This is a genomic window from Pseudomonas sp. 32_A, assembly GCF_017490905.1.
In the GTDB taxonomy this organism is placed as follows: domain Bacteria; phylum Pseudomonadota; class Gammaproteobacteria; order Pseudomonadales; family Pseudomonadaceae; genus Aquipseudomonas; species Aquipseudomonas inefficax.
This window is the reverse complement of the sequence record NZ_JAFGYI010000004.1, coordinates 39348-63832: the sequence shown is the minus strand read 5'-3', so window position 1 is coordinate 63832 and position 24485 is coordinate 39348. Positions and strand designations below refer to the sequence as shown.

The window sequence follows — 24485 nt, the reverse complement described above, 5'->3', positions numbered from 1 at the left end:
GCGCCAAACCCAGTGGGAGCGGGCGTGCCCGCGAAGGGCTGCAAAGCAGCCCCAAAAATCTCAAGCCTGGAAAAGATCCTGCTCCAGCATCAAGCTCTGCCGATCACTGTCCAGCCTGACCCGAGCCCCCAACGGCAAGCACACATTCGGGTCACAATGGCCACTGCGCCACCCGGCCAGCACCGGCACACCCAGCGGCGCGAAGATGTCCTCCAGCAACGGCGTCAATGCCGCAGTGGTAATCCCGGCAAAATCCCCCACCAGAACACCCTTCACCCCCTCCAGCTTGCCCGCCAGGCGCAGCTGGGTGAGCAAGCGGTCCACCCGGTAAAGCGGCTCGTTGACGTCCTCGATAAACAGAATGCAGCCCTGCGTATCCAGCTCGGCAATCGTCCCCAGGGTCGCGCCCAGCATCGACAGGTTGCCGCCCAGCAGCGGCCCGCTGGCCACCCCATGCAGCACGCTGCTCAAGGCGAAGTCAGCAGGGTGCAAGATCTGCTCCCCTGCCCGCACATGCCCACCCAGCTGCGCCAGCAACGAAGCCTCGGTTGGCGCCAACTTGCCCCCCAGCAGGTCGGCATTGAGCATCCCGCCATGGAAGGTGAGCATCCCGGTATGCCGGTAGATCGCCGTGTGCAGCGCGGTGATGTCGCTGTAACCGATCAACGGCTTGGGGTTGTGCCGGATCAGTTCGAAATCGAGCTGGTCGAGCAGGCGCATGCTGCCGTACCCCCCACGCATGCACAGAATGGCGTCGATGGCCGGGTCGGCAAAGGCATCATGCAGGTCCTGCAACCGCTGCCGGTCCGGCCCCGCCAGATAGCCCTGGGCCTGAAGGGCACCCGGGTAGATGCGGCAACTGTAGCCTCGATCAACGAACCACTGGTTGACCTTGTGCGTATCCAGCCGCGCCGCGCCCGCCGGGGCGACAATGGCAAAACAGGCATCACGCGGCAGCGCGGCGGGCAGGCTGGGTTGGAAGGTTTCGGCGCAATTCATCGCGGCTCCTTGCAGCGCGTGTGGCACAAACAAAAATGCCGATGCCGCCCTTCGGCGCGCATCGGCATGCGTGGCTCTGGCTTGGCTCAGAGCTTGATCTTGGCTTCGTGAGCCTGCTGGTCAGCGTGGTACGAAGAACGTACCAGCGGGCCGGAGGCAACGTTCTTGAAGCCCATCTTGTAACCTTCCTCGGCGAACCAGGCGAAGGTGTCCGGGTGGACGAAACGCTGCACCGGCAGGTGGCTGCGCGACGGTTGCAGGTACTGGCCGAGGGTGAGCATGTCGATGTCATGTTCGCGCATGCGGTGCATCACTTCGATCACTTCCTCGTCGGTCTCGCCCAGGCCGAGCATCAGGCCCGACTTGGTCGGTACGTGCGGCACCAGCTGCTTGAACTTCTGCAGCAGGTCCAGCGACCAGTCGTAGTCAGAACCCGGGCGCGCGGCCTTGTACAGGCGCGGTACGGTCTCGAGGTTGTGGTTGAACACATCCGGCGGCTCTTGCGCGGTGATCTCCAGGGCAATATCCATGCGCCCACGGTAGTCCGGCACCAGGGTCTCCAGCTGTACGCCCGGCGACAACGCACGGATTTCGCGGATGCAGTCGGCAAAGTGCTGGGCGCCACCGTCACGCAGGTCGTCGCGGTCCACCGAGGTGATTACCACGTACTTCAGGCGCAGGTCGGCGATGGCAACCGCCAGGTTCTTCGGCTCATCGAGGTCCAGCGGTTTCGGCCGGCCGTGGCCAACGTCGCAGAACGGGCAACGACGGGTGCAGATGTCACCCATGATCATGAAGGTGGCGGTACCACCGGAGAAGCACTCGCCCAGGTTCGGGCAGGACGCCTCTTCACACACGCTGTGCAGCTTGTGCTTGCGCAGCAGTTGCTTGATGCGGTCTACCTCTGGCGACACCGGGATACGCACACGAATCCAGTCGGGCTTCTTCGGCAGCTCTTCGGTAGGGATGATCTTCACCGGGATGCGCGCCACCTTTTCGGCACCACGCAGCTTGACCCCGGCTTCCACCTTCTTCGGCGCTGGGCGCGGGGTGGCATCCTGGGAGGGTGTCAGGTTCGGCACGGCTTCTTGCACAGTTGTCATATTCAGTCGATTCCGCCCGTGAGGGTCGTCTGCTCAGCGTAGTCGAGGTGCTTGACCAGCTGTCCGCGCAGCCTTGTCCTGACCTCGTCGAGTTCGATCGGACCTGCCAGGTCGCGCAGCTGGGTCATCGCCAGCCCCGCATAGCCGCAGGGGTTGATTCGGCGGAATGGCGCAAGGTCCATGTCCACGTTCAGGGCAAGGCCGTGGAACGAACGGCCGTTGCGGATTCGCAGGCCGAGGGAGGCGATTTTCGCTCCGTCGACATAGACGCCCGGGGCATCGGGCTTGGCCGCGGCCTGGACATCGTAACTGGCGAGCAGGTCGATGAGCGTCTGCTCGATACGGCTGACCAGCTCACGCACGCCAAAGCCCAGTCGCCGCACATCCAGCAGCAGGTAGGCCACCAGCTGCCCGGGGCCATGGTAGGTCACCTGGCCACCGCGATCGGTCTGCACCACCGGGATGTCGCCCGGCACCAGCAGGTGCTCGGCCTTGCCGGCCTGGCCCTGGGTGAAGACCGCAGGGTGCTCGACCAGCCAGACTTCATCCTGGCTGTCCGGGTTGCGCTGCTCGGTGAAGCGACGCATGGCCTCCAGCACCGGTTCATAGGGCTGCAGGCCAAGCTCGCGAAAACCGAGGCAGGCGGACATCAGAGCACCATTTTCACGATGCCGGTAGCGCGCAGGGCGCTGTTGATATCGTGCAGCTGGTTCTCGCTTTCGGCAACGATGTGCAATTGCACGGTGGTGTACTTGCCTTCCTTGCTCTGGCGCTCGGCCAGGGTGGAAAGGTCGACCTTGGCGTGCTTGCTCAGGATCTCGATCACCGTGTCCTTGAAGCCGACAACGGTGTCACCGATGACCTTGATCGGGTAATCGTCGCAGGGGAATTCGATCTTGTGCGACTTGACGTCTGGTTCGCTCATGGCGGAAACGGCCTCGTAAGCCGTGGCAACAACAATGCCCCCGCAGGATACGCGGGGGCATGCAGGTCACGTATCAGTTGAACAACCCGTAGAAGAATAGACGGATGCTATCCCACATACGGCGGAAGAAACCACCTTCCTCGACGCCATCGAGGGCGATCAGGTCGGCGCTGTGAACCACTTTCTCGTCCAGTTTGACTTCCACTTTGCCGATCACGTCACCTTTGGCGATTGGCGCGGTGAGCTGCGGGTTCATGGTCATCGAAGCCTGAAGGCGCTTCAATTGGCCTTTAGGCATGGTCAGGGTCAGGTCGTTGGCCAGGCCGGCCTTCACTTCGCCAGTCGCACCTTTCCAGACCGGCGACTTGGTCAGCTCGGTGCCCTTCTGGTAGAAGGTCTGGGTTTCGAAGAAGCGGAAACCATAGGTCAGCAGCTTCTGGGTCTCGGCAGCACGCGACTGCTCGCTGTTGGTGCCGAACACCACGGCGATCAGGCGCTGGCCATCGCGAACGGCCGAAGCCACCATGCAGTAGCCGGCTTCGTCGGTGTGGCCGGTCTTCAGGCCATCGACGGTCTTGTCACGCCACAGCAGCAGGTTGCGGTTTGGCTGCTTGATGTTGTTCCAGAAGAACTCTTTCTGCGAGTAGATGGCGTAGTGGGCCGGGTCGACGTTGATGATCGCACGGGCCAGGGTAGCCATGTCGTGAGCCGACGAGTAGTGCTCCGGGTGCGGCAGACCAGTCGGGTTCATGAAGTGGCTGTTGGCCATGCCCAGGTCGGCAGCGGTCTTGTTCATCATGTCGGCGAAGGCGTCTTCGCTGCCGGCGATGTGCTCGGCCAGGGCAACCGAGGCGTCGTTGCCGGACTGGATGATGATGCCGTGCAGCAGGTCGCTGACGGTCACCTGGCTGCCCACCTTGATGAACATGCGCGAACCACCGGTACGCCAGGCGTTTTCGCTGACGGTAACCGGGTCGTTTTCACCGATCTGGCCACGGCGGATGTCCAGGGTGGCGATGTAGGCCGTCATCAGCTTGGTCAGGCTGGCTGGCGGCAGGCGCTCGTCACCGTTGTTCTCGACCAGCACGTTGCCGCTGGACGCGTCCATGAGTACGTAGGACTTGGCTGCCAGTTGCGGTGGCGCCGGCGTCATCTGCTCAGCCGCGAAGGCGGCAGGCGTGATCATCAGCAGTACGGGCAGGCAAAGTCGTTTGGCAAGGTTGGTGATGTTCATCCGTCTCTCGAAAATCGCTAATGGTCTGATGTTCCCTGGGCAAGATCATGTGCCCAGCGCCAGTCAGTCTAGTTTTTGTGGCCGTAGGCCAGGCTCGCAAAGTGCGGCTTTATGTCGCTGCGGGCAAAAGCCGACATTGTACATGCCCGTGCCCGGCAATTCATGACAAAACCGACAGTTTGGTGTTGCCTTCTTCGCGGGCGCGCCCGCTCCCACAGGGTTTCGCATGCCCCTGTGGGAGCGGGCGTGCCCGCGAAGAAGGCAACGCGGTCAGTCAGCTGTGACCAGCTTGGCTTGCCCAAGGTTCGCCAGGCGGATGCTGTCCTGCGCTTGCTGGATCTCGCCCTGGCTGTTGATCGGTCCCAGGCGCACGCGGTGCAGGGTCTGCTGGTTACGCACGATCGAGCTGATGAACACTGGCGCGCTAACCATGCTGCTGAGCTTGGAGCGCAGCAGTTCGGCGGCGTCCGGGTTGGCGAAGGCGCCCACCTGCAGGAAGCTGCCGCCATTGCCGGCCGGCACGTTGTTGCCAGCCACCTGCACAGGCACAACCGGCGCCGCGTGCTGCTGGGGCGGCGGGGTCCATTGCTCGACGCGCCCGGTACTGGCCGGGATTGCCTGGGTCTGGGCTACCTGCGGCTCTTTCAGCACCATCGGTGGTGTCTGGCCACGCTGGGCCCACCATTGCTGCGGGTCGATGCCTTCGACGCGCACGTGCGCGGTACCGATCTCGGCATAACCAAGCTTTTTCGCCGCAGCGTAGGACAGGTCGATGATGCGGTCCGAATAGAACGGGCCACGGTCGTTCACCCGCAGGATCACGCTGCGGCCGTTGGCCAGGTTGGTCACCCGCACGTAGGCCGGCAGCGGCAGGGTCTTGTGCGCCGCGCTCATGCCGTACAGGTCATACAGCTCGCCGTTGGCGGTGTTCTGGCCGTGGAACTTGGTGCCGTACCACGACGCTGTACCCTCCGCGCGATAATTGCGCGAGTCCTGCATCGGGTAGTAGGTCTTGCCCAGTACCGTGTACGGGTTGGCCTTGTAGTTGCCGGTGTGCACGGTTGGCGTGGCGTCGGGGATCTTGTTCACATCCACGTCCCACCACGGCGCGCCGTCCTTGTGCGCCCGGTTGATGTCCAGGCCCGGCTGGGTGCGCACCACGTTGCCACTGCTTTGCTTGGGCGGGCGGTTGGACGAACAGCTGGCCAACACCACGCCGACGGCGAGGCAGGTGAGCAGCTTGAAAGTGTTGCCAGAGAAGATTGCGCGCATTACTTGACGCCCCGTGCTTGAACCAGCTGTTCCGATAGCTGATGCACCGCCATGGCATACATCACGCTGCGGTTGTAGCGAGTGATCGCGTAGAAGTTCTTCAGGCCCATCCAGTATTCGGGGCCATTGTCGCCCTCGAGACGGAAGGCGGTAACCGGCAGATCATCGCGCAGCGAATCATGGACCGACCAGCCAAGCGTGCGCAACTCCCCAACGGTTTTTACCGGTTCGATGCCGGTGGTCAGGCCTTCGTCGGCGCGCCCACCGTCCACCCAGGCGCGGCTGACCACACCTTCGCCGGCAACCCAGCCGTGGCGCTTGAAGTAGCTGGCCACGCTGCCGATGGCATCGTCCGGGTTGTTCCAGATATTGATGTGGCCATCACCGTCGAAGTCCACCGCGAAGTTGCGGAAGCTGCTCGGCATGAACTGCGGCAGGCCCATGGCACCGGCGTAGGAGCCTTTGAGCGTGAGCGGGTCGAGCTGTTCATCACGGGCCAGCAGCAGGAATTCGCGCAGCTCCTTGCGGAAGAATTCGGCCCGTGGCGGGTAGTCAAAGCCCAGGGTCGACAACGCATCGATCACCCGGTAGTTGCCGGTGTTGCGGCCAAAGAAGGTTTCCACGCCGATGATGGCGACGATGTACTGTGCCGGCACGCCGTATTCCTGCTCGGCACGGGCCAGCACCGCCTCGTGCTGGCGCCAGAAGTCCACACCACGTGCGATGCGCGCGTCGGTGATGAACATCGGTCGGTAGTCCTTCCACGGTTTTACCCGTTCGGCCGGGCGCGAAATGGCGTCGAGGATCGACTGTTTGCGCTGCACCTCACTGAACACAGCCATCAGCTGCTCAGGGGCAAAGCCGTAGTCGCGGCTCATTTCACCAACGAACTGGGCCACTTGGGGCGAGCCTTGGTAATCGCCGGCATGGGCCAGCTGTACAGCGCCGAACAGGCCCACCGCGCCGATCCACGGCGCACAACGGGCAGCCCAGTTACGCACTGCTTGCATGAAATTCTTCACCTTATTCAAACCTGAGCGATCCATTTGCGGTGCGTGTGGATCGACATCAAAACGCCAAACGCTGACAGCAGCGTCACCAACGAAGTTCCGCCATAGCTGATGAAGGGCAGCGGCACGCCCACTACGGGCAGAAGGCCGCTGACCATACCGATATTGACGAACACGTATACAAAGAAGGTCATGGTCAGGCTGCCCGCCAGCAGCTTGCCGAACAGGGTCTGCGCCTGGGCGGTGATCATCAGGCCACGGCCGATCAGCAGCAAGTAGACGATCAGCAGCAGGCAGATGCCGACCAGACCGAACTCCTCGCCGAGAACGGCGATGATGAAGTCGGTGTGGCTTTCCGGCAGGAAGTCCAGGTGCGACTGGGTGCCCAGCAGCCACCCCTTGCCGAACACGCCGCCCGAGCCAATGGCCGCCTTCGACTGGATGATGTTCCAGCCAGTGCCCAACGGATCGCTTTCCGGGTCCAGGAACGTCAGTACCCGCTGCTTCTGGTAGTCGTGCATGACGAAGAACCACATCGCCACCGCCACTGGCACCGCAGCCGCCAGTACGCTGAGGATCCAGCGCCAGCGCAGGCCGCCCATGAACAGCACGAAAGCCCCGGAGGCAAGGATCAGCAGCGCCGTGCCCAGGTCGGGCTGGCGCACGATCAGGATGAACGGCACGCCGATCAGCACCAGGCTGATCGCCACATGTTTCAGATGCGGCGGCAAGGTGCGCTTGGACAGGTACCAGGCGATGGTCGCCGGCATGATGATCTTCATGAACTCCGAGGGCTGGAAGCGGATCACCCCGGGGATGTTGATCCAGCGCGTGGCGCCCATCGCGTTGTGGCCCATCACGTCCACCACCACAAGCAGCAGCACCCCGGCCAGGTAGGCCAGCGGCACCCAACGGGCCATGAAGCGCGGCTCCAGCTGGGCGATGATGAACATCGACACCAGGCCGATGCCGAACGAGGTGGCCTGCTTGAGCAGCAGGTCCCAGTTCTTGCCACTGGCCGAATACAGGACAAACAGGCTGCCGGCCGCAAGGGTCAGCAGAATGATCAGCAAAGGGCCGTCGACGTGGATGCGCTGCAGAAAGCTGGCGCGCCTACGCATCACATCCTCGCTGGAGAGCATGCGATCGAAATTGTTCATCACAGGGCTGATTCCTGGGTAACCGTGGCAGGCGCGAACTCGGGCTTGAGCCGGCCATTTTCGTCAAGCAGCCAGGCGTCCATCACCTGGCGCACCACCGGGGCGGCGACGCCCGAGCCGGACTCACCGTTCTCGACCATGACCGAAACAACGATCTTCGGGTCCTCGGCCGGGGCGAAGGCGACGAACAGGGCGTGGTCGCGGTGGCGCTCCTGCAGCTTGTTGCGGTCGTACTTCTCGCCCTGCTTGATCGCCACCACCTGGGCCGTGCCACTCTTGCCGGCAATGCGGTACTGCGAGCCGATGGCCGCCTTGCGTGCGGTACCACGAGCGTTGTGCATCACCTGCTCCATGCCATGAGTGACCTTGGCCCAGTCGGACTTGTCACGCAGCACGATGTTTTCCATGGGGTTGTCGTCCACCGGCGGCTGGCCTTCGATGGTCTTGGCCAGGTGCGGGCGGTTCCACACGCCCTTGTTGGCGATCAGCGCAGTGGCCTGGGCAAGTTGCAGCGGCGTGGCCTGCATGTAGCCCTGGCCGATGCCGAGGATCAGGGTTTCGCCGGGGAACCAGGCCTGGCGACGGGTGGCGCGCTTCCACTCGCGCGACGGCATCAGCCCGGCGGATTCCTCGAACATGTCGAGGGAAACCCGCTGGCCGATGCCGAACTTGTTCATGTAGCTGGACAGCCGATCGATGCCCATCTTGTGGGCAAGGTCGTAGAAGTAGGTGTCGTTGGAACGCATGATCGCGGCGTCCAGATCGACCCAGCCATCGCCCGAGCGGTTCCAGTTACGGTATTTGTGATCGTAGTTGGGCAGCTGGTAGTAGCCCGGGTCGAACACCCGGCTGCCGGCATTGACCACACCGCTGTCCAGGCCGGCGATGGCCACTGCCGGCTTGATGGTCGAGCCCGGTGGGTACAGGCCGCGCAGCACGCGGTTGAACAACGGTCGGTCGATCGAGTCGCGCAGTTCGGCATAGGCCTTGAAGCCGATGCCGGTGACGAACAGGTTGGGGTCGAAGCTGGGCTGGCTGACCATCGCCAGCACCTCGCCGGTACGCGGGTCAAGCGCCACCACCGCACCACGCCGGCCACCCAGGGCGGCCTCGGCAGCCTCCTGCAGCTTGATGTCCAGACTCAGCACGATGTCCTTGCCCGGTTTCGGGTCGGTGCGCTTGAGCACCCGCAGCACACGGCCGCGGGCGTTGGTCTCGACTTCCTCGTAGCCCACCTGGCCATGCAATTCGGCCTCGTAGAAGCGTTCGATGCCAGTCTTGCCGATGTGGTGGGTGCCGCTGTAGTTCACCGGGTCCAGCGTTTTCAGCTCTTTTTCGTTGATCCGCCCCACATACCCCACCGAATGGGCAAAGTGCGCGCCCTGCGGGTAATGGCGTACCAACTGGGCCACCACTTCCACGCCCGGCAGGCGGAACTGGTTCACCGCCACGCGGGCGATCTGCTCTTCGTTGAGTTCGAACAGGATCGGCACCGGCTCGAACGGCCGGCGACCCTGGCGCATGCGCTTCTCGAACAGGGCGCGGTCGTCGGGCGTCAGTTCCAGCACTTCGACGATGGTATCCAGCACTTCCTGCCAGTTACCCGCACGTTCGCGGGTCATCGACAGGCTGAAGCTGGGCCGGTTATCGGCGACGATCACCCCGTTGCGGTCGAAGATCAACCCGCGGGTCGGCGGGATCGGCTGCACATGCACCCGGTTGTTCTCCGACAGCGTCGAGTGATAGTCGTGCTGGATGACCTGCAGGTAATACAGCCGCGCAATCAACACGCAAATGAGCAGCATGATCGCCACTGCGCCGACCACGACGCGGTTGCGCACCAGGCGGGCGTCTTTCTCGTGGTCCTTGAGACGGATCGGCTGCGACATCGGACTGCTTACAGGCTCATTTATGGTAAGGATGCCCGGACAGCACGGTCCAGGCGCGGTAGATCTGCTCGCCGATGAGTATCCTTACCAACGGGTGCGGCAAGGTCAGCGGCGACAGCGACCAGCGTTGCTCGGCGCGCGCGCAGACCTCGGGTGCCAGGCCTTCCGGGCCACCCACCATCAAATTCACCGTGCGCGCATCCAGGCGCCAGCGGTCCAGCTCGGTCGCCAGCTGTTCGGTACTCCAGGGCTTGCCATGTACCTCGAGGGTAACGATGCGCTCCCCAGGCTGAACCTTGCTCAGCATGGCTTCGCCCTCCTGACGGATCAAGCGGGCGACGTCGGCATTCTTGCCTCGGGTGTTCAGCGGGATTTCCACCAGCTCCAGCGACAGCTCGGCGGGCAGGCGCTTGGCATATTCATGCCAGCCTTCCTCGACCCACTTCGGCATGCGCGAGCCGACCGCGATCAGGCGCAGACGCACAGCGCTTTCCTCATTCGCGGTCTTTGAGCTTGTCGGAGTACTCGTGGGCATGGTCCGGGCTGTGGTGCTTGCCATCGGCGGCACGGCTTTGCTCGGCACCCTGCCACAGGCGCTCCAGGTCGTAGAACTGGCGGGCAGCGGCGGTCATCATGTGCACGATGACGTCGTTCAGGTCCAGCAGCACCCAGTCGCTGTCGCCCTTGCCTTCTTCACCCAGTGGCTGGGCACCCTTGGCCTTGACCGCTTCGCGGACCTTTTCGGCCATCGCGTTGATCTGGCGGTTGGAGGTACCGGTGGCAATGATCATGTAGTCGGTCAGGCTGTGCTTTTCACGCACGTCGATGACCTGGATGTCCTGGGCCTTGACGTCTTCCAGCGCGGCCTTGGTCACTGCGACCAGTTCTTCGCCGTAAATTTTCTGCTTGGTCATATAAAACTCGTTCAACTCGTTGGATGAGGCGCCAGGAGGCACCGTCAGTTGGGCGCACGATACAGTTCGTGCGCCTCGATATAGGCCAGTACGGCGTCCGGCACCAGGAACCTCACCGATTTGCCGCTGGCCAGCAGCTGTCGGATCTGTGTAGCCGACACCGCAAGCGGCGTCTGCCAGACGAACGAAATGTTTCCCGCCGGGCCGGACATGGCGGTGGGATCGCTCTCCGAGCGCGCAGCCAGCAGGTTGCGCAGCTCGTCAGGGGGTTCTACGTCGGCATCCGGGCGCTGCAGCACCAGGATGTGACAGTGTTGCAGCAATTCTTCCCAGCGGTGCCAGCCGGGCAGGCCACAGAAGGCATCCCAGCCCAGCACCAGGAACAGCTGGTCGTCGGCGGCCAGTTCGGCGCGGATCGACTCCAGCGTGTCGATGGTGTACGACGGCTTGTCGCGCGCCAGCTCGCGAGCATCCACGCTCAGGCAGGGCACGCCCTGCACGGCGCCTTGCACCATGGCCAGGCGGTCCTGCGCGGCCACCTGCGGGGTGTCACGGTGCGGCGGCCGGGCGTTGGGCAGCAGACGCAGCTCGTCCAGCCCCATGAACTCCGCCACTTCCAGCGCGCTGCGCAGGTGGCCGATATGCACGGGGTCGAAGGTGCCGCCAAGAATGCCGATGCGCCGGACTGCCTGGGCCTTGCTCAACTCAGCAGGACTCCTGGCCGCGCAGCTGGCCATCGCCGATCACTACGTACTTCTCGCAAGTCAGGCCTTCCAGGCCGACCGGGCCACGGGCATGCAGCTTGTCGGTGGAAATGCCGATTTCCGCACCCAGGCCGTACTCGAAGCCGTCGGCAAAGCAGGTCGGGGTGTTGAGCATGACCGACGCCGAGTCGACCTCGGCCATGAACTGGCGGGCTTCGCCCTGGTGTTCGCTGATGATCGAATCGGTGTGGTGCGAACCATAGTGGTTGATGTGCTCGATCGCCTGATCCAGGCCGTCGACCACGCGGATCGACAGGATCGCGTCCAGGTATTCGGTGTGCCAGTCGGCCTCGGTAGCCGGCTTGGCGTCGATGATCGCCCGGGTGCGCTCGCAGCCACGCAGTTCGACGCCCTTCTCCAGGAAGCGGCGGGCCATTTCCGGCAGGAAGCGCTCGGCCACCTGCTGGTCGACCAGCAGCGTTTCCATGGCGCCACAGATGCCGTAGCGGTACGTCTTGGCGTTGAACGCCACGCGCCAGGCCTTGTCCAGGTCGGCGTGCTGGCTGACGTAGACATGGCAGATACCGTCCAGGTGCTTGATCACTGGCACTCGGGCATCGCGGCTGATGCGTTCGATCAGGCCACGGCCACCGCGCGGCACGATGACGTCGACGAATTCCGGCATGCTGATCAGCGCGCCCACGGCTTCGCGGTCGGTAGTCTCGACCACCTGCACCACGGCTGCCGGCAGGCCGGCAGCTGCCAGGCCACGCTGGATGCAGGTGGCGATGGCGCGGTTGGAGTGGATGGCTTCGGAGCCGCCACGCAGGATGGTCGCGTTACCAGACTTCAGGCACAGGCTGGCGGCATCGATGGTCACGTTCGGGCGCGATTCGTAGATGATCCCGATCACCCCCAGCGGCGTGCGCATCTTGCCGACCTGAATACCCGATGGGCGGTAGCTCATGTCGCGGATGGCACCGACCGGGTCCGGCAGGCTGGCCACCTGGCGCAGGCCGGTGATCATGCCGTCGATACGCGCCGGGGTCAGCGCCAGGCGATCGAGCAGCGCAGGCTCCAGGCCGTTGGCGCGGCCGGCGGCCAGGTCCAGCTCGTTGGCAGCAGTCAGCTCGGCACGAGCGGCGTCCAGTGCGTCGGCGGCAGCTTGCAGGGCGCGGTTCTTCTGCGCGGTGCTGGCACGACCGATCACCCGGGAAGCCTCTCGGGCAGCGCGACCCAGGCGGGTCATATAGTCAAGAACGGACTCAGTCATGGGTTCGGTGTCTTGGCGAAGGGGAAATCGGCTGATTATAACTGGCGCGCAGGTGTACGCCCAGCGGCGGGTGGCGGATGGTAGAAAATGGCTGGGGGCATTGTGTAGGAAAGATGTAACTGGGCTTAACGAAATTTCTTTCTCCTACTGCGGCCTATTCGCGGGTAAACCCGCTCCCACAGGGGGTTGCATGACTCGATTCTTGTAAGTTTCCTGTGGGAGCGGGTTTACCCGCGAAGAGGCCGACCCTGCCAACATCACTCTTGATTCAGCCTCGATTAAGCCATTCATTGCTATCATCCCCGCCTTCCCAGCCGCGAACCGCCCGCATGCCAGCCTTGCCCGACAGCTTTTTCGACCGCGATGCCCAAACCCTGGCCAAGGCCTTGCTGGGCAAGGTCATCCGCCATCGCCACGGCGACCTGTGGTTGGCCGCGCGCATCATCGAGACCGAGGCCTACTACCTCACCGACAAGGGCAGCCACGCCTCGCTCGGCTACACCGAGAAACGCAAGGCATTGTTCCTCGATGGCGGGCATATCTATATGTACTACGCACGCGGCGGCGACTCGCTGAACTTCAGCGCCCACGGGCCAGGCAACGCCGTGCTGATCAAGTCGGCCTATCCTTGGCAGGACGCCCGTTCAGGGCCGAACAGCCTGGCGCAGATGCAACTGAACAACCCCGATGCCAGCGGCAATCTGCGCCCCGTCGAGCGCCTGTGCGCCGGCCAGACCTTGCTGTGCCGGGCGCTGGGCCTGAAGGTGCCGCATTGGGATGCCCAGCGTTTCGATGCCGAGCGCCTGTACGTGGAGGATTGCGGCAACGCCGTGCCACGGGTGATCCAGGCTGCCCGCCTGGGCATCCCGCATGGCCGCGACGAGCACCTGCCCTACCGTTTCGTCGATGCCGAGTACGCCCGTTTCTGCACGCGGAACCCGTTACGTCGTGGCCAAGTCGAAGGCCGCGACTTCTTCATTCTCGAACAAGGAAGCTGAACCATGGGCCAATGGCTCGACAGCCTGACTGGCTGGCTCAGCGCCAACCCGCAGTGGCTTGGCCTGGCAATATTCCTGGTGGCCTGCATCGAATGCCTGGCCATTGCCGGCATCATCGTGCCAGGCACCGTACTACTGTTCGCGGTAGCGGTACTGGCCGGCAGCGGCACCTTCAGCCTGGGCGAAACCCTCCTGCTGGGCTTTCTCGGCGGCCTGGTTGGCGATGCCTTGTCGTACACGGTGGGCAAGTACTTCCATCAGAACATTCGCCGCCTGCCCCTGCTGCGCCACCATCCGGAATGGATAGGCAGCGCCGAGGCCTACTTCCAGCGCTACGGCATCGCCAGCCTGCTGGTAGGGCGTTTCATCGGGCCGTTGCGGCCGATGCTGCCGATGGTCGCCGGCATGTTTGACATGCCGCTGCCGCGCTTCATCGCCGTCAGCCTGGTGGCCGGTGCCGGCTGGGCGGTGGCTTATTTGCTGCCCGGCTGGGCTACCGGCGCAGCCATGCGCCTACCCTTGCCGGAAGGCTTCTGGCTGGACGCCGGGATCATCGCCGGCACCCTGGCAGTCATCATCGGGCTGAGCCTGAACACCAGCATTCGCGATCAACGCCACGGCACCCGGCTGATCGCCGGCATGAGTTTCCTTGCCTTGGCCGGGGTATTCCTCGGCTGGCCCTACCTGCACGAGTTCGACCAGGGCGTGATGACACTGGTGCAGGAGCACCGCAGCCAGGCCATCGACGGCGCCGTGGTGCTGGTGACCCGGCTGGGCGACTTCCGCACCCAGTTATTCCTAGGCGGCCTGCTGACGGGCCTGCTGCTGCTTGCCCGGCAGTGGCGGCATGCGATGTTCGCCGCGGGCACGCTGATGGGTACGGCATTTGCCAATGGCACGCTGAAATGGCTGTTCGCGCGGGCCCGCCCGGAAGTGCTGAGTGACCCGCTGACCAGCTACAGCATGCCCAGCGGACACAGCTCGGCGTCGTTTGCGTTCTTCCTGGTAATGGCGGTGCTGGCCGGGCGCGGGCAGCCGCCGCGGATGCGCCTGACCTGGGTAATGCTGGGCTGCATTCCGGCGCTGGCGATTGCCCTGTCACGGGTGTATCTGGGCGCGCACTGGCCGACTGATATCCTCGCCGGGGCCTTGCTGGCATGCTGTGTGTGCGCGCTCAGCCTGGCACTGGCGCAGCGTCACCAGACCCTGCCGGCATTGCCACTGCGGGTGTGGTGGCTGGTGTTGCCGGCATGTGTCGCATTGCTGGCTTTCTTTGCCATGCATGCGCTGCCGCAGGCTTTGCTGCGGTATCAGTATTGATATGGCCTCTTCGCGGGTAAACCCGCTCCCAGAGATAGCGCCGTTCTCAGGCTTGATGCAGTACCTGTGGGAGCGGGTTTACCCGCGAAGAGGCCGGTACTGGCAACACATCACTATCAGGCAAACAGCTCTCCCTGAATCCTCTCCAGCAGCTTCTGGATCTCGCCCAACCGCTCCTGTGGCGAGTCGAGGCTGAGCAGATCCAGCTTGTCCTCTTCCATGAACGGCAGCAGATACGCCAGCTGGTTGGCCAACGCCTGGCGCCCGCCCACCGGGCGCGGCATGTCCAGGGCTTCGACCATCGGGTGCTCGCCCAGGGCCACCAGCAACGCCAGCAGGTCTTCGTCCACCTCGAGCAACGGGCTGTCCACCTGCTCCGGCAACCATTGCACCTGCCCTACCAGCAACTGATCCTTCTGCACCTCGGTGCTGTCCAGATTGAAGCGTCGCACACCTTCCACGCGGATACCCAGCAAGCCGTTATCCTGCTGCACGAAGTCACGGATCACTGCCTCGCAGCCGATCGAGGCGACCACTGGCGGCGCCTTGCCAACCTGCTCGCCTTCCAGGATGCATACCACGCCAAAACCTTCGCCCCGCTTCATGCAGCGCCCGATCATGTCCAGGTAGCGCGCCTCGAAAATCTGCAAATCGAGGAAACAACCAGGAAACAGCACGGTATTGAGGGGAAACAGCGGTAGCGTCATCACAAGTCCTCAAGCCACCAGGCTGACCGCCAGCGGCAGGAACACCGCCGTGGCCACCCCCATCAGGCTCATCGCCAGCGCGGCAAAGGCGCCGCATTCGTCACTTTCCTGCAGGGCCACCGAAGTGCCCACCGCGTGTGCCGTTACGCCCAGCGACATGCCGCGCGCCTCGGGGCTATGCACGCCAAAACGGCTCAGCAGCGCCGGGCCGAAGATTGCTCCGATCACCCCGGTAATCAACACGAACACCGCAGCCAGGGCCGCCACGCCGCCAATCTGCTCGGCCACCAGCATGGCGATCGGCGAGGTCACCGACTTCGGCGCCATGGTCATGAGGATCATGTGCTCGGCACCGAACCACCAGCCCAGCAACAGGCAGCACAGCGTGGCGAACAGGCCTCCGACTACCAGCGTAGTAAATGTGGGCCAGAACAGCTGCCGGATACGCCGCAGGTTGAGGTAGAGCGGCACGGCCAGGGCCACGGTGGCAGGCCCCAGCAAGATGTTCATGATTTCGGTGCTCTTGCGGTATTCGCTGTAGTCGATGCCACACACCAGCAACACGCCGATCACCAGCAGCATCGACACCAGTACCGGCTGCAGGAAGATCCAGCGGGTCTTCTCGTAGGCCGCCAGTACCACCTGGTAGGCCCCAAGCGTGATGCCAATACCGAACAACGGATGATGAACGACCGCATCCAGTGCGCCTTGCCAGTCGAGCATCATGGCTGCTCCTCGCGTCGGCCCTGGCGGTGGATGAGCTTTTGCATCAATACGCCGACGAACACTAGGGTGACAAGGCAGGAGATCAGCAAGGCACCGGCAATGGCCCAGAAGTCGGCGGCAATATCCTTGGCATACACCATTACCCCCACCGCCGGCGGCACCAGCAACAGCGGCAGGTAACGCAGCAGGCTGCTGGCGGCCTCGTTCAGCGGCTTGCCCACCTCTCCACGGGCCATGAGGAAGAACAACAGCAGCAACAGGCCGATGATCGGCCCCGGCAGAAACGACACCAACAGGTGGTTGATCGCCGTCCCCAGCAGCTGGAACAGCACCAGCCAGGTCAAACCACGCAACAGCATAAGCATCTCCCTCGAGCATGGCCGTCATTATAAGCACGTGCCGCCACATACCGATATTCGTCGAAAAGCGCGCAACTTGACTGATACGGTTCGTCGTGCTGATCTTGCACTTTCGTGCCAACTTACAACTCGGAGAGTCCGCGATGCCCCATGTACCGGTTACAGAGCTTTCGCAGTACGTTGGTAAGGAACTGGGCCACTCGGCCTGGCTGAAGATCGACCAGCAGCGCATCAACCTGTTCGCCGAGGCCACGGGCGACTTCCAGTTCATCCATGTCGACCCGGAAAAGGCGGCGAAAACCCCGTTCGGCAGCACGATCGCCCACGGTTTCCTGACGTTGTCGCTGATTCCCAAGCTGATCGAGGACATCCTGGTCCTTCCCGAAGGGCTGAAGATGGTGGTGAACTATGGCCTGGACAGCGTACGGTTCATCCAGCCGGTCAAGGTCGACAGCCAGGTGCGGCTGAAGGTGGACCTGGCCGAGGTGACGGAAAAAAGGCCGGGGCAGTGGTTGCTCAAGGCGATTGCCACGCTGGAGATCGATGGGGAAGAGAAGCCTGCTTATATAGCTGAGTCGCTTTCCCTCTGCTTTATCTGAAGCACCCCATTCTGTGGGAGCGGGCATGCCCGCGAAGCAGGCACCGCGGTGGATGGCACGGGCTTTGCCCGTGTTCGCGGGCGCGCCCGCTCCCACAGGGCTCATGCCAGGATTTCAATATTGCGCAAGGCAGTAGCCCTCACAGGGTCTGCGCCAGGCCTCCTCTACAAACCCACCGCACTCGCGTAAACTGCCAGCCTTCGCGCAGCCTTGGGCTGCCCCTGTCGATTTACCAAAGGTGCCCGCCATGCCCTGGCTGCAAGTACGCCTGGCCATCAGCCCGGAACAAGCCGAAACCTACGAAGATGCCCTGCTCGAAGTGGGCGCCGTCTCGGTCACGTTCATGGATGCCGAGGATCAACCGATCTTCGAACCAGACCTCAACACCACTCCGCTGTGGTCGCATACCCACCTGCTGGCCCTGTTCGAGGCCGATGCCGAGCCCGAGCAGGTGTTCTCCCACCTGCGCCTGCTGACTGGCGCCGAGCTGCCCGAGCACCAGGCCGAGGTGATCGAGGACCAGGACTGGGAACGCAGCTGGATGGACAACTTCCAGCCGATGCGCTTCGGCCGCCGCCTGTGGATCGTGCCCAGCTGGCACGAGGCCCCGGAACAGGACGCGGTGAACCTGCTGCTCGACCCAGGCCTGGCGTTCGGTACCGGCACGCACCCCACCACTGCCCTGTGCCTGGAATGGCTCGACGGCCAGCAGCTCGAAGGCACCCAGGTGCTGGACTTCGGCTGCGGCTCGGGCATCCTGGCCATCGCCGCGCTGCTGCTCGGCGCCCGTGAGGCAGTCGGTACCGACATCGACGTGCAGGCGATCGAGGCTTCGCGCGACAACGCCCAGCGCAACGGCATCGCCGACGAGAAGCTGGCGCTGTACCTGCCCGAGAACATGCCGGCCATGCAGGCCGATGTACTGGTCGCCAACATCCTCGCCGGCCCGCTGGTGTCGCTGGCACCGCAACTGTCCGGCCTGGTCCGCCCAGGTGGCCTGCTGGCACTGTCGGGTATCCTCGCCGAGCAAGGTGAGGAAGTTGCCACCGCGTATGCCGCCGACTTCGAGCTGGACCCGATCGTCGTGCGCGACGGCTGGGTGCGCATCAGTGGTCGCCGCCGCTAAGCGGGCCTAGAATACTTTTCTGCATAGCTCCCGGATCGCCGCATGACCGACAGTTTCGTCACCCAGTGCCCGCATTGCCAGACCAGCTTTCGCGTCACCCATCATCAGTTGAGTGTGGCCCGCGGCGTGGTGCGCTGCGGCCACTGCCTGCAGGTGTTCAACGCCGCCAGGCAGCTGCTGGAGCAGAACCGCGCCAGCGGAGCCAGCGCCCCTGCGGTGCCGGCGCCGATGCCAGCTGCCCCTGCCGAGCCGCCGGTCGAGGCGATCGAACCGGCGATCGAACCCGAGCCTGTCGCCAGCGCGCCGGGCATCACCGCGGACGAGGACTGGGCACTTACCTCCCAGGCGCTGGAAGCGCTCGACCTCGACATGGAGCTGGAGCGCCTGGAACGCCGCGGCCAACCGGCCACGGCTCGCCCGGCAAGCCAGGATGACGGCCTGCAGGCGCGGCGTGACGAACTGCACCCGGACGAACATGCCGACGACCTGTTCGGTACGGCTACCGATGAGCCGTTCGAACCGCAACCGGAAATTGAACCCGCGCCCGTGCTGCGGGAGCCGGAGCCCCTGGAGCTGAATCTGCAACCCGCCCCTGGCGAGCGGACCGAGCCGACATTAAGCGGCAATCTGGACCTGGACATCGACGACGAGCCACCGGTCCACCCTGCCGCCGAAATCGATGATCACCCCGAATTCGACGACCCGCTGAGAGCCAGCGATGATGAAGCCCCCATACTGGGCCTGAGCGCCCGCGATGACGAGCCGCTGGAGCTGCGCCTGTCAGCGCGCGATGACGAGCCTGTCGAGCCGCTACCCGGCGAACGCCTGGAGCCAGGCCTTGCCGGCAAAGCCGAGCGCCCGGCGCGCAAGGAGCCGCTGGTCGATGTGGTCGACGACCCGCTGCAGCTGGGCTGGGAAAAGCCCGCACCCAACTGGGGCAAGCGCCTGTTGTGGGGCTTCCTGACCCTGCTGGCCGCTGGCTTGCTGGCGTTCCAGTACGTGTGGTTCCATTTCGACGAAATGGCCCGCCAGGACCAATATCGGCCGCTTTTCCAGCAAGTCTGCCCATTGGTCGGCTGCGAGGTGCCGACCCGCGTCGATATCGCCCGAATCAAGAGCAGCAACCTGGTGGTCCGCAGCCACCCGGACTTCAAGGGCGCGCTGATCGTCGATGCGATCATCTACAACCGCGCACCGTTCGCCCAGCCTTTCCCGCTGCTGGAGCTGCGCTTCGCCGATCTCAATGGCCAGCTGATCGCCAGCCGGCGCTTCAAGCCCAGCGAGTACCTGTCGGGCGAACTGGCCGGGCGTGGCGAAATGCCCAGCCAGACCCCAATCCATATCGCCCTGGACATCCTCGACCCAGGGCCGAAGGCAGTGAACTACAGCCTGAGCTTCCGCTCGCCGGAATAGCCACCGACCCTGTGGGAGCGGGCGTGCCCGCGAACACGGGCGAAGCCCGTGCCACCCATTGCGCCGCCTGCTTCGCGGGCACGCCCGCTCCCACAGGGGCCGCGCAAGGTCCTGGGGCCTCGTCCGTACCAAAAGTCATAAGCCGACAACTGTTCAGATTTTATCCAAATCCATCTTTATCCGGTCATCGAGAGCGGGTATCATGCCAACCCTTTTTCGAACTCCAAGATTCGGCCCCACAACAGGGATCACCTATGTCGGCGGTACGCATCGGCCCATACACACTACGTAACAACCTGATCCTCGCGCCCATGGCCGGGGTCACGGACCAGCCTTTCCGTACGCTTTGTCAGCGCCTGGGCGCCGGCATGGTGGTGTCGGAAATGGTCTCCAGCGACATGAGCCTGTGGAACAGCCGCAAGTCGAGCCTGCGCCGCATCCATGAAGGTGATCCCGAGCCCCGCTCGGTGCAGATCGCCGGCGGTGATGCGCAGATGATGGCAGCGGCGGCAAAGGCCAACGTCGAAGCGGGTGCCCAGATCATTGATATCAACATGGGCTGCCCGGCAAAAAAAGTCTGCAACAAAGCCGCAGGCTCTGCTTTATTGAGAGATGAAGCCTTGGTCAGCGAGATTCTCCACGCCGTGGTCGGCGCCGTGGACGTTCCGGTGACCCTGAAGATCCGCACCGGTTGGGACCGGGCGAACAAGAACGGCCTGAACGTGGCGAGGATCGCCGAGCAGGCCGGCATCCAGGCGCTGGCGGTGCATGGCCGCACACGCGCCGACCTGTACACCGGCGAAGCCGAATACGACACCATCGCTGCGATCAAGCAGGCGGTGTCGATCCCGGTTTTCGCCAACGGCGATATCACCTCGCCAGAAAAGGCCCGGGCGGTGCTGGACGCCACCGGGGTCGATGGCCTGTTGATCGGCCGTGCCGCCCAGGGGCGGCCATGGATCTTTCGCGAGATCGAGCATTACCTGCGCACTGGCGAACACCTGCCAGCGCCGCAGCTGGACGAAGTGGAACGCATCCTGCTGGAGCACCTGGCCGCGCTGCATGCCTTCTATGGCGATGTGATGGGCGTACGTATCGCCCGCAAGCACGTTGGCTGGTACCTGGCAACACGACCCGGCGGCAAGGAGTTTCGCTCCCGGTTCAACGCTTTGGAAGACACACAAGCGCAGTGCGCCAACGTTCGCGCGTTTTTCAGCGAACGTCGACAGAGCCTTGAGACAGAGGACGGACAAGGGGTGGCCGCATGACGATGATGACCGAGACATTTGTGAGTGGAACAACGCCCGTGAGCGACAACGCCAACCTGAAACAGCACCTCAACACGCCGAGCGAAGAGGGCCAGACCCTTCGCGACAGCGTCGAGAAGGCGCTGCACAACTACTTCGCCCACCTGGAAGGCGCGACCGTGACGGACGTGTACAACCTGGTGCTCTCCGAAGTCGAGGCGCCCCTGCTCGAATGCGTGATGAACTACGTGAAGGGCAACCAGACCAAGGCCAGCGAGATGCTCGGGCTGAACCGAGGTACCCTGCGCAAGAAGCTCAAGCAGTACGACTTGTTGTAAGCCAGAATCCCAACCAGAAAAGGCGGCTCCCTGAACAGAGGCGCCTTTTTTGCTGACTCCACCGCGTTATTGGAACCCGAAATGACCGACCAGACTACCCGCCTGCCAGTCCGCCGCGCCCTGATCAGCGTCTCCGACAAGACCGGTATCCTCGAATTCGCCCGTGAGCTGCAGCAGCTCGGTGTCGAGATCCTGTCCACCGGCGGCACCTACAAGCTGCTCAAGGACAACGGCGTCAACGCGGTGGAAGTGGCCGACTACACCGGCTTCGCCGAAATGATGGATGGCCGGGTCAAGACCCTGCACCCGAAAATCCACGGTGGCATCCTCGGCCGTCGCGGCACCGACGATGCCATCATGAACGAGCACGGCATCAAGCCGATCGACCTGGTAGCGGTCAACCTGTACCCGTTCGAAGCGACCATTTCCAAGCCTGGCTGTGACCTGCCGACCGCCATCGAGAACATCGACATCGGCGGCCCGACCATGGTCCGTTCGGCTGCCAAGAACCACAAGGACGTGGCCATCGTGGTCAACGCCAGCGACTACGCCGGCATCGTCGAAGGCCTCAAGGCCGGTGGCCTGACCTACGCCCAGCGCTTCGACCTGATGCTCAAGGCGTTCGAACACACCGCTGCCTACGACGGCATGATCGCCAACTACATGGGCACCATCGACCAGGCCAAAGAAACCCTGAGCACCGAAGGCCGCAGCGAGTTCCCGCGCACCTTCAACAGCCAGTTCGTCAAGGCCCAGGAAATGCGCTACGGCGAGAACCCGCACCAGAGCGCGGCGTTCTACGTAGAAGCGAAGAAAGGCGAGGCCAGCGTTTCCACCGCCATCCAGTTGCAGGGCAAGGAACTGTCGTTCAACAACGTTGCCGACACCGACGCCGCACTGGAGTGCGTGAAGAGCTTCGTCAAGCCGGCCTGCGTCATCGTCAAGCACGCCAACCCATGCGGCGTGGCCGTGGTACCTGAGGACGAAGGCGGCATTCGCAAGGCCTACGACCTGGCCTACGCCACCGACACCGAGTCGGCGTTCGGCGGCATCATCGCCTTCAACCGCGAACTGGACGGCGAAACCGCCAAGGCCATCGTCGACCGCCAGTTCGTCGAAGTGATCATCGCCCCGAAAATCTCCCAGGCCGCGCGCGACGTGGTTGCCGCCAAGCAGAACGTACGCCTGCTGGAGTGCGGCGAGTGGCCAGCCGAGCGCGCAGCCGGTTGGGACTTCAAGCGTGTCAACGGTGGCCTGCTGGTCCAAAGCCGCGATATCGGCATGATCACTGCCGGTGACCTGAAGATCGTCACCAAGCGTGCGCCGACCGAGCAAGAGATCCACGACCTGGTGTTTGCCTGGAAAGTGGCCAAGTTCGTCAAGTCCAACGCCATTGTCTACGCCAAGCAGCGCCAGACCATCGGCGTCGGCGCCGGCCAGATGAGCCGCGTCAACTCCGCGCGCATTGCTGCAATCAAGGCCGAGCATGCCGGCCTGCAAGTGCAGGGCGCAGTCATGGCGTCGGATGCGTTCTTCCCGTTCCGTGATGGCATCGACAATGCGGCTAAAGTAGGTATCAGCGCCGTGATCCAGCCGGGTGGTTCGATGCGTGATGCTGAAGTCATCGCCGCTGCCGACGAGGCAGGTATCGCGATGGTCTTCACCGGCATGCGCCACTTCCGCCACTAATCAAGATGGCCGGCCGACCCTCGGCCCCTGTGGGAGCGGGTTCACCCGCGAATGCGATGCTGGGTTCACCGCCGTATTCGCGGGTGAACCCGCTCCCACAGGGTACGAGGTCTGCCGCCAAACAGAGGTTTTGACATGAAAGTTTTGATCATCGGCAGCGGCGGCCGTGAGCACGCCCTGGCCTGGAAAGTCGCCCAGGACCCACGCGTCGAGAAAGTCTTCGTTGCACCGGGCAACGCCGGCACCGCCATTGAAGCCAAGTGCGAAAACGTTGCCATCGACGTTTGCGCCCTGGAGCAACTGGCTGACTTCGCCGAGAAGAACGTCGACCTGACCATCGTCGGCCCGGAAGCCCCCCTGGTCATCGGCGTGGTCGACCTGTTCCGCAGCCGCGGCCTGGACTGCTTCGGTCCGACCAAGGGCGCGGCCCAGCTGGAAGGCTCCAAGGCCTTCACCAAGGACTTCCTGGCGCGTCACAAGATCCCGACCGCCGACTACCAGAACTTCACCGAAATCGAGCCGGCGCTGGCCTACCTGCAGGAAAAAGGCGCGCCGATCGTGATCAAGGCCGACGGCCTGGCCGCGGGCAAGGGCGTGATCGTCGCCATGACCCTGGAAGAAGCCGAAGCCGCCGTGCGTGACATGCTGGCCGGCAACGCCTTCGGCGATGCGGGCTCCCGCGTGGTCATCGAGGAGTTCCTCGACGGCGAGGAAGCCAGCTTCATCGTCATGGTCGACGGCCAGAACGTGCTGCCCATGGCCACCAGCCAGGACCACAAGCGCGTCGGCGACCAGGATACCGGCCCGAACACCGGCGGCATGGGTGCCTACTCCCCTGCCCCGGTAGTCACCGCCGAAGTGCACCAGCGCGTGATGGACCAGGTGATCTGGCCGACCGTGCGCGGCATGGCCGAGGAAGGCAACGTCTATACCGGCTTCCTCTACGCCGGCCTGATGATCGACAAGGCGGGCAACCCCAAGGTCATCGAGTTCAACTGCCGCTTCGGCGACCCGGAGACCCAGCCGGTCATGCTGCGCCTGGAATCGAGCCTGGTGCTGCTGGTCGAAGCAGCCTTCGCCAAGGCACTGGACAAGGTCGAAGCACAGTGGGACCCGCGCCCGAGCCTGGGCGTTGTGCTGGCTGCCGGCGGTTACCCAGGCGACTACGCCAAGGGTGACGTGATCAACGGCCTGGACGCTGCCGCGAAGATTGAAGGCAAGGTGTTCCATGCCGGTACCGCACTCAAGGATGGCAAGGTGACCACCAACGGTGGGCGTGTGCTGTGTGCCACCGCCATGGGCAGCACTGTTGCCGACGCGCAGCAGCAGGCTTACCGCCTGGCCAAGGAAGTAAGCTGGAACGGCAGCTTCTACCGCACCGACATCGGCTACCGGGCCATCGCCCGCGAACGCGGTGAGCACCAGCAGTAAGTGGTACCGGACTGCCGCAGCGCGCCCAGCACCTTGCGCCTGCGGCATC

General features: G+C 63.9%; 25 protein-coding genes. 9 read left to right on the top strand and 16 right to left on the bottom strand.

What is annotated here, in order from left to right:
- Nucleotides 1–60 precede the first annotated feature (60 nt).
- The 13 genes from J5M58_RS03915 to J5M58_RS03855 all read right to left on the bottom strand — a co-directional run bounded on the left by J5M58_RS03915 (nt 61) and on the right by J5M58_RS03855 (nt 12483).
- Nucleotides 61–999: an LD-carboxypeptidase gene (locus J5M58_RS03915; protein ID WP_207877212.1), complete on the bottom strand. Its 939-nt coding sequence runs from the start codon at nt 997–999 to the stop codon at nt 61–63.
- An 86-nt stretch (nt 1000–1085) separates the two neighbouring features.
- Entirely contained in the window at nt 1086–2102 is a 1017-nt protein-coding gene (gene lipA / locus J5M58_RS03910) for a lipoyl synthase (RefSeq protein ID WP_112253622.1), read from the bottom strand.
- Between the two features lie 2 nt (nt 2103–2104).
- Nucleotides 2105–2752: a lipoyl(octanoyl) transferase LipB gene (gene lipB, locus J5M58_RS03905; RefSeq protein WP_112253623.1), complete on the bottom strand. Its 648-nt coding sequence runs from the start codon at nt 2750–2752 to the stop codon at nt 2105–2107.
- On the bottom strand, nt 2752–3027 hold the full coding sequence (locus tag J5M58_RS03900; RefSeq protein ID WP_003249736.1) for a DUF493 domain-containing protein: 276 nt from the start codon (nt 3025–3027) through the stop codon (nt 2752–2754). Before J5M58_RS03900 ends, lipB begins: the two co-directional genes overlap by 1 nt.
- A gap of 73 nt (nt 3028–3100) precedes the next feature.
- Nucleotides 3101–4261: a D-alanyl-D-alanine carboxypeptidase family protein gene (locus J5M58_RS03895; protein WP_085591614.1), complete on the bottom strand. Its 1161-nt coding sequence runs from the start codon at nt 4259–4261 to the stop codon at nt 3101–3103.
- A 270-nt stretch (nt 4262–4531) separates the two neighbouring features.
- Nucleotides 4532–5533, bottom strand: coding sequence for a septal ring lytic transglycosylase RlpA family protein (locus tag J5M58_RS03890; RefSeq protein ID WP_112253624.1), 1002 nt, complete (start codon nt 5531–5533; stop codon nt 4532–4534).
- Nucleotides 5533–6543, bottom strand: coding sequence for a lytic murein transglycosylase B (gene mltB / locus J5M58_RS03885; protein ID WP_207877210.1), 1011 nt, complete (start codon nt 6541–6543; stop codon nt 5533–5535). Before mltB ends, J5M58_RS03890 begins: the two co-directional genes overlap by 1 nt.
- 17 nt (nt 6544–6560) lie before the next feature.
- The gene (gene rodA / locus J5M58_RS03880) at nt 6561–7664 is read right to left on the bottom strand and encodes a rod shape-determining protein RodA (RefSeq protein WP_015271941.1); all 1104 of its coding nucleotides are present in this window, start codon (nt 7662–7664) and stop codon (nt 6561–6563) included.
- A gap of 38 nt (nt 7665–7702) precedes the next feature.
- The gene (mrdA, locus tag J5M58_RS03875) at nt 7703–9592 is read right to left on the bottom strand and encodes a penicillin-binding protein 2 (protein ID WP_112253625.1); all 1890 of its coding nucleotides are present in this window, start codon (nt 9590–9592) and stop codon (nt 7703–7705) included.
- Nucleotides 9593–9608: 16 nt separating this feature from the next.
- Complete coding sequence (gene rlmH, locus J5M58_RS03870) at nt 9609–10076, bottom strand: 23S rRNA (pseudouridine(1915)-N(3))-methyltransferase RlmH (protein WP_003249722.1); 468 nt, start codon at nt 10074–10076, stop codon at nt 9609–9611.
- A 10-nt stretch (nt 10077–10086) separates the two neighbouring features.
- Nucleotides 10087–10506: a ribosome silencing factor gene (gene rsfS, locus J5M58_RS03865; protein ID WP_009685825.1), complete on the bottom strand. Its 420-nt coding sequence runs from the start codon at nt 10504–10506 to the stop codon at nt 10087–10089.
- 44 nt (nt 10507–10550) lie between these two features.
- Nucleotides 10551–11243: a nicotinate-nucleotide adenylyltransferase gene (gene nadD, locus J5M58_RS03860; RefSeq protein ID WP_112253626.1), complete on the bottom strand. Its 693-nt coding sequence runs from the start codon at nt 11241–11243 to the stop codon at nt 10551–10553.
- Nucleotides 11212–12483: a glutamate-5-semialdehyde dehydrogenase gene (locus J5M58_RS03855; RefSeq protein WP_112253627.1), complete on the bottom strand. Its 1272-nt coding sequence runs from the start codon at nt 12481–12483 to the stop codon at nt 11212–11214. The genes nadD and J5M58_RS03855 overlap by 32 nt, the downstream gene beginning before the upstream one ends.
- 329 nt (nt 12484–12812) lie before the next feature.
- Between J5M58_RS03855 and J5M58_RS03850 the strand changes: the two genes are divergently transcribed.
- Both J5M58_RS03850 and J5M58_RS03845 read left to right on the top strand, forming a co-directional pair.
- Entirely contained in the window at nt 12813–13481 is a 669-nt protein-coding gene (locus J5M58_RS03850; RefSeq protein WP_112253629.1) for a DNA-3-methyladenine glycosylase, read from the top strand.
- A gap of 3 nt (nt 13482–13484) precedes the next feature.
- A complete protein-coding gene (locus J5M58_RS03845) occupies nt 13485–14801 on the top strand; it encodes a bifunctional DedA family/phosphatase PAP2 family protein (protein WP_112253630.1) in 1317 nt (438 codons plus the stop codon).
- A gap of 116 nt (nt 14802–14917) precedes the next feature.
- On the opposite strand, the gene J5M58_RS03840 is transcribed toward J5M58_RS03845, so the two are convergent.
- Genes J5M58_RS03840 through J5M58_RS03830 form a run of 3 tightly spaced genes read right to left on the bottom strand, consistent with a single transcriptional unit; the run spans nt 14918 to nt 16593 of the window.
- Complete coding sequence (locus J5M58_RS03840) at nt 14918–15508, bottom strand: LON peptidase substrate-binding domain-containing protein (protein ID WP_112253631.1); 591 nt, start codon at nt 15506–15508, stop codon at nt 14918–14920.
- A 9-nt stretch (nt 15509–15517) separates the two neighbouring features.
- Nucleotides 15518–16234, bottom strand: coding sequence for an LrgB family protein (locus tag J5M58_RS03835; RefSeq protein WP_013974365.1), 717 nt, complete (start codon nt 16232–16234; stop codon nt 15518–15520).
- The gene (locus tag J5M58_RS03830) at nt 16231–16593 is read right to left on the bottom strand and encodes a CidA/LrgA family protein (protein WP_207877208.1); all 363 of its coding nucleotides are present in this window, start codon (nt 16591–16593) and stop codon (nt 16231–16233) included. Before J5M58_RS03830 ends, J5M58_RS03835 begins: the two co-directional genes overlap by 4 nt.
- A 143-nt stretch (nt 16594–16736) precedes the next feature.
- Here J5M58_RS03830 and J5M58_RS03825 point away from each other — a divergent pair, with 143 nt between their 5' ends.
- The 7 genes from J5M58_RS03825 (at nt 16737) to purD (ending at nt 24436) form a co-directional block, all read left to right on the top strand.
- A complete protein-coding gene (locus J5M58_RS03825; RefSeq protein ID WP_112253632.1) occupies nt 16737–17192 on the top strand; it encodes a MaoC family dehydratase in 456 nt (151 codons plus the stop codon).
- A 247-nt stretch (nt 17193–17439) separates the two neighbouring features.
- A complete protein-coding gene (gene prmA / locus J5M58_RS03820) occupies nt 17440–18318 on the top strand; it encodes a 50S ribosomal protein L11 methyltransferase (protein ID WP_207877207.1) in 879 nt (292 codons plus the stop codon).
- Between the two features lie 42 nt (nt 18319–18360).
- Nucleotides 18361–19731 carry a DUF3426 domain-containing protein gene (locus J5M58_RS03815; protein ID WP_207877205.1) on the top strand — a complete coding sequence of 457 codons (1371 nt, stop codon included), beginning with the start codon at nt 18361–18363 and terminating at the stop codon, nt 19729–19731.
- Nucleotides 19732–19985: 254 nt separating this feature from the next.
- Nucleotides 19986–20999, top strand: a complete 1014-nt coding sequence (gene dusB / locus J5M58_RS03810; RefSeq protein WP_046613238.1) for a tRNA dihydrouridine synthase DusB — start codon at nt 19986–19988, stop codon at nt 20997–20999.
- Nucleotides 20996–21316, top strand: coding sequence for a DNA-binding transcriptional regulator Fis (fis, locus tag J5M58_RS03805; RefSeq protein ID WP_019099786.1), 321 nt, complete (start codon nt 20996–20998; stop codon nt 21314–21316). The genes dusB and fis overlap by 4 nt, the downstream gene beginning before the upstream one ends.
- 81 nt (nt 21317–21397) lie before the next feature.
- Nucleotides 21398–23005: a bifunctional phosphoribosylaminoimidazolecarboxamide formyltransferase/IMP cyclohydrolase gene (gene purH, locus J5M58_RS03800; RefSeq protein ID WP_207877203.1), complete on the top strand. Its 1608-nt coding sequence runs from the start codon at nt 21398–21400 to the stop codon at nt 23003–23005.
- A gap of 135 nt (nt 23006–23140) precedes the next feature.
- Nucleotides 23141–24436, top strand: coding sequence for a phosphoribosylamine--glycine ligase (purD, locus tag J5M58_RS03795; RefSeq protein WP_075046492.1), 1296 nt, complete (start codon nt 23141–23143; stop codon nt 24434–24436).
- The last annotated feature ends 49 nt before the right edge of the window (nt 24437–24485 follow it).

Bases quoted from the DNA above. Each gene is read 5' to 3' on its own strand.
- J5M58_RS03915 (WP_207877212.1), bottom strand. From the start codon at position 999: ATGAATTGCGCCGAAACCTTCCAACCCAGCCTGCCCGCCGCGCTGCCG.
- lipA (WP_112253622.1), bottom strand. From the start codon at position 2,102: ATGACAACTGTGCAAGAAGCCGTGCCGAACCTGACACCCTCCCAGGAT.
- lipB (WP_112253623.1), bottom strand. From the start codon at position 2,752: ATGTCCGCCTGCCTCGGTTTTCGCGAGCTTGGCCTGCAGCCCTATGAA.
- J5M58_RS03900 (WP_003249736.1), bottom strand. From the start codon at position 3,027: ATGAGCGAACCAGACGTCAAGTCGCACAAGATCGAATTCCCCTGCGAC.
- J5M58_RS03895 (WP_085591614.1), bottom strand. From the start codon at position 4,261: ATGAACATCACCAACCTTGCCAAACGACTTTGCCTGCCCGTACTGCTG.
- J5M58_RS03890 (WP_112253624.1), bottom strand. From the start codon at position 5,533: ATGCGCGCAATCTTCTCTGGCAACACTTTCAAGCTGCTCACCTGCCTC.
- mltB (WP_207877210.1), bottom strand. From the start codon at position 6,543: ATGCAAGCAGTGCGTAACTGGGCTGCCCGTTGTGCGCCGTGGATCGGC.
- rodA (WP_015271941.1), bottom strand. From the start codon at position 7,664: ATGCGTAGGCGCGCCAGCTTTCTGCAGCGCATCCACGTCGACGGCCCT.
- mrdA (WP_112253625.1), bottom strand. From the start codon at position 9,592: ATGTCGCAGCCGATCCGTCTCAAGGACCACGAGAAAGACGCCCGCCTG.
- rsfS (WP_009685825.1), bottom strand. From the start codon at position 10,506: ATGACCAAGCAGAAAATTTACGGCGAAGAACTGGTCGCAGTGACCAAG.
- nadD (WP_112253626.1), bottom strand. From the start codon at position 11,243: ATGGCCAGCTGCGCGGCCAGGAGTCCTGCTGAGTTGAGCAAGGCCCAG.
- J5M58_RS03855 (WP_112253627.1), bottom strand. From the start codon at position 12,483: ATGACTGAGTCCGTTCTTGACTATATGACCCGCCTGGGTCGCGCTGCC.
- J5M58_RS03850 (WP_112253629.1), top strand. From the start codon at position 12,813: ATGCCAGCCTTGCCCGACAGCTTTTTCGACCGCGATGCCCAAACCCTG.
- J5M58_RS03845 (WP_112253630.1), top strand. From the start codon at position 13,485: ATGGGCCAATGGCTCGACAGCCTGACTGGCTGGCTCAGCGCCAACCCG.
- J5M58_RS03840 (WP_112253631.1), bottom strand. From the start codon at position 15,508: ATGACGCTACCGCTGTTTCCCCTCAATACCGTGCTGTTTCCTGGTTGT.
- J5M58_RS03835 (WP_013974365.1), bottom strand. From the start codon at position 16,234: ATGATGCTCGACTGGCAAGGCGCACTGGATGCGGTCGTTCATCATCCG.
- J5M58_RS03830 (WP_207877208.1), bottom strand. From the start codon at position 16,593: ATGCTGTTGCGTGGTTTGACCTGGCTGGTGCTGTTCCAGCTGCTGGGG.
- J5M58_RS03825 (WP_112253632.1), top strand. From the start codon at position 16,737: ATGCCCCATGTACCGGTTACAGAGCTTTCGCAGTACGTTGGTAAGGAA.
- prmA (WP_207877207.1), top strand. From the start codon at position 17,440: ATGCCCTGGCTGCAAGTACGCCTGGCCATCAGCCCGGAACAAGCCGAA.
- J5M58_RS03815 (WP_207877205.1), top strand. From the start codon at position 18,361: ATGACCGACAGTTTCGTCACCCAGTGCCCGCATTGCCAGACCAGCTTT.
- dusB (WP_046613238.1), top strand. From the start codon at position 19,986: ATGTCGGCGGTACGCATCGGCCCATACACACTACGTAACAACCTGATC.
- fis (WP_019099786.1), top strand. From the start codon at position 20,996: ATGACGATGATGACCGAGACATTTGTGAGTGGAACAACGCCCGTGAGC.
- purH (WP_207877203.1), top strand. From the start codon at position 21,398: ATGACCGACCAGACTACCCGCCTGCCAGTCCGCCGCGCCCTGATCAGC.
- purD (WP_075046492.1), top strand. From the start codon at position 23,141: ATGAAAGTTTTGATCATCGGCAGCGGCGGCCGTGAGCACGCCCTGGCC.